The organism is Bathymodiolus azoricus thioautotrophic gill symbiont (assembly GCF_001298715.1).
GTDB lineage: Bacteria > Pseudomonadota > Gammaproteobacteria > PS1 > Pseudothioglobaceae > Thiodubiliella.
Genome location: NZ_CDSC02000348.1, coordinates 1 through 3,122, shown reverse-complemented (window position 1 = coordinate 3,122; position 3,122 = coordinate 1). Strand labels below are relative to the sequence as shown.

Below are 3,122 nucleotides of genomic sequence, written 5' to 3'. Positions count from 1 at the left end.
TAAATTCAACATGAATATTTAAAAAGTATTCATGTTGAATTTACAGAGTCGAAGAAATTACAGTGTCTCATTATAGTTGATAGTACATAATGCCTTGAATCACTAAAAAAAATAAAGCTGCAGAGTGAAGCGACACAACTTTATTTTGTCCGAGTGTATGCGTTTGTTAGCCCTTCTATGCTTCAACTGTAATCTCATTTGCAATAAGTTCAGCCTGTTTCAATACCGTCTCTGTCGCCAGTTTTTGCATATCAGGCGGATAGCCATATTGCCTGAGTGTTCGTTTAATAATCACTTTTAATTTGGCTCGCACACTCTCTTTTATGGTCCAGTCGATAGAAGTGTTTTGTTTCACCCGATCCGTGAGTACAACTGCCAATTCTCTTAATTTATCGTGCTGCATTAGCTCTTTGGCACTTTTATTATCGGCAACTGCGGTATAAAAGGCGTATTCAAAATCGGTTAAACCCAGCTCACTGGCTTCATTGTCCATACTTACAATGTCTTGACTTAATTTAATGAGTTCATCCATAACTTCAGCGGCAGTTAGCACCTTGTTGTGATATTTTTTAATCGCATTTTCCAACATTTCCATTAGTGATTTACTTTTTACCAAATTTTTTCTTGATCGAGATTTTAATTCATCAGTAAGTAATTTCTTCAACACCTCTAAGGCAACATTCTTATGTTTCATGCCTTTAAGCTCCAACAAGAATTCTTCTGAGAGAATGGAAATATCAGGCTTCTTGATGCCTGCGGCATCAAATATATCTATCACTTTTTCAGAAACCAAAGCCTGATCAATCACTTGACGAATGGTGGTTTCTATCTCTTCATCGCTACGACCTGATCCAGTTGAATTAAACTTGATCAAACGGGCTTTCACCGCCTGAAAAAAAGCCACTTCTTCTTTAACATCCATTGCCTGCTCATGAGGTATGGCGATCGCAAAGGATTTTGAAAGGGCGCTCACTTCATTGATAAAGCGTTTCTTACCGTCTTCCAAGCCTAGAATATGATCTTCTGCTGCTAAAATAAGTGATAGCTTTTTTGTGGTATCTGCGGCGAAATAATCTTCGTAAGCAAAACCATGGAACAACTGAGAAACCACTTCCAGCTTTTCCAGCATCAGCTCAACGGCTTGCTCCTGTAAAATAGTGGGGTCGCCTTTTCCACCTGCATCGGAATAAAAAGAAAGGGCTTTTTTAAGATCAGAGGCAATCCCCAAATAATCAACAATCAAGCCACCAGGTTTATCTTTATAAACCCGATTCACCCGTGCAATCGCCTGCATCAGATTATGTCCCTTCATCGGCTTATCAATATACAGCGTATGCAAACTAGGAGCATCAAAGCCTGTTAGCCACATATCTCTTACAATCACCAATTTAAGCGAATCATCAGGATGTTTCATTCTATCTGCCAGCATTTTCCTTTGTGCTTTGGTGGTGTGGTGTTTGGCAATCTTAGGGCCATCTGATGAGCTAGAGGTCATTACCACTTTAATCACGCCTTTATCCAGATCATCACAATGCCACTTAGGCTTTATCTTGATAATTTCAGCATACAAATCAGCGGCAATACGACGACTCATGGCAACAATCATGCCTTTACCATCAGACACTTCTTGCCGCTGTTCAAAATGGCTGACAATATCCTGAGCAATATTCTTAATGCGGTCTTCGCTACCGATTAACGCTTCTAACTGCGTCCATTTTGCTTTGGGTTTTTGTGTATCTGTTAAATCATCCTGTACCAGCTCATCATCCAACTTTTCAACCAGTTGCTTGCCTTCTTTGCTTAAATTCACTTTAGCAAGGCGACTTTCATAATAAATACGCACCGTTGCCCCATCTTCCACCGCCTGAGCAATATCATAGACATCAATATAATTACCAAAAACAGCCGGGGTGTTGGTATCGGTGCTTTCTATTGGCGTGCCAGTAAAGCCCAAATAGGTGGCATTGGGTAAGGCATCACGCATATATTTGGCAAAGCCATAGACGACTTTTTTACCCATCACATTACCTTGTGCGTCTTTATCATCAATGGTTTTTGCCTTAAAGCCATACTGAGTGCGGTGGGCTTCATCGGCAATTACCACGATATTTTCCCGCTTCGACAAAGTATCAAACACATTGCCCCGTGTTCCATCAGGTAAAGAGGCAGGCTGAAATTTTTGAATGGTAGAAAAGATCACCCCGCCCGAGGCGACTTGTAATAATTCTTTAAGTTGATCGCGGCTTTCAACCTGTTTAGGCTCTTGGCGTAGTAACTGCGTCGATGCGGCAAAGGTATCAAATAACTGATCATCTAGATCATTGCGATCGGTAATCATTAGAATCGTAGGATTATCCAGCGCTAGCACGATCTTTCCTGTAAAAAACACCATCGACAGTGACTTGCCACTGCCTTGGGTATGCCAGACCACGCCACCTTTGCGGTCGCCTTTAGGTTGGGTTTTTACCCCAGGCATGCCATAACTGGCAGGGTCTTTCATCACCTGACTAACGGGTGTTTGTTTTTCTAGCGTATGTCCTGTTGCCCGAAGTGTCGACTCCACCGCCCGATTCACCGCATAATATTGATGATAGGCGGCTAGTTTTTTAACCGTTTCAATCGTTACCACACCCGTTTTTGGGTCTTCAGTTTTAGACTTCTCAAACACAATAAAATGGCGAATTAAATCCAACAGGGTGGCTTTATTCAACATCCCTTTAATCAAGGTTTCCAATTGGCTGACCAAATTGGATGCTTCTTCCTTTCCATCGGCGGTTTTCCACGCCATAAAACGGCTCAATTCTGCTGAAAGTGAACCCGCCTTGGCTTCCAGACCATCCGAAACAATCATCAATCCGTTGTAGGTAAATAGGCTGGGAATAGTCGCCTTATAAGTTTGTAGTTGTTTATAAGCCGATTTAACTGAGGCGTTTTCATCGGCGGCATTTTTAAGCTCAATCACTACCAAAGGCAAACCATTGACAAACAACACCACATCAGGGCGTTTATTCACGCCGTTTTCAATCACGGTTAATTGGTTCGCCACTACAAAATCATTGTTTTCAGGATTGGCAAAATCTACCAGCCAAACCAGATCACCGCGTTGGTTGCCGTCTTTTTGA

At 41.7% G+C, this 3,122-nt stretch carries 1 protein-coding gene; it reads right to left on the bottom strand.

What is annotated here, in order from left to right:
• Positions 1-175: 175 nt before the first annotated feature.
• On the bottom strand, positions 176-3,122 hold a 2,947-nt coding region (locus tag BAZSYMA_RS06840), incomplete at its 5' end, for a type I restriction endonuclease subunit R (protein WP_090717038.1).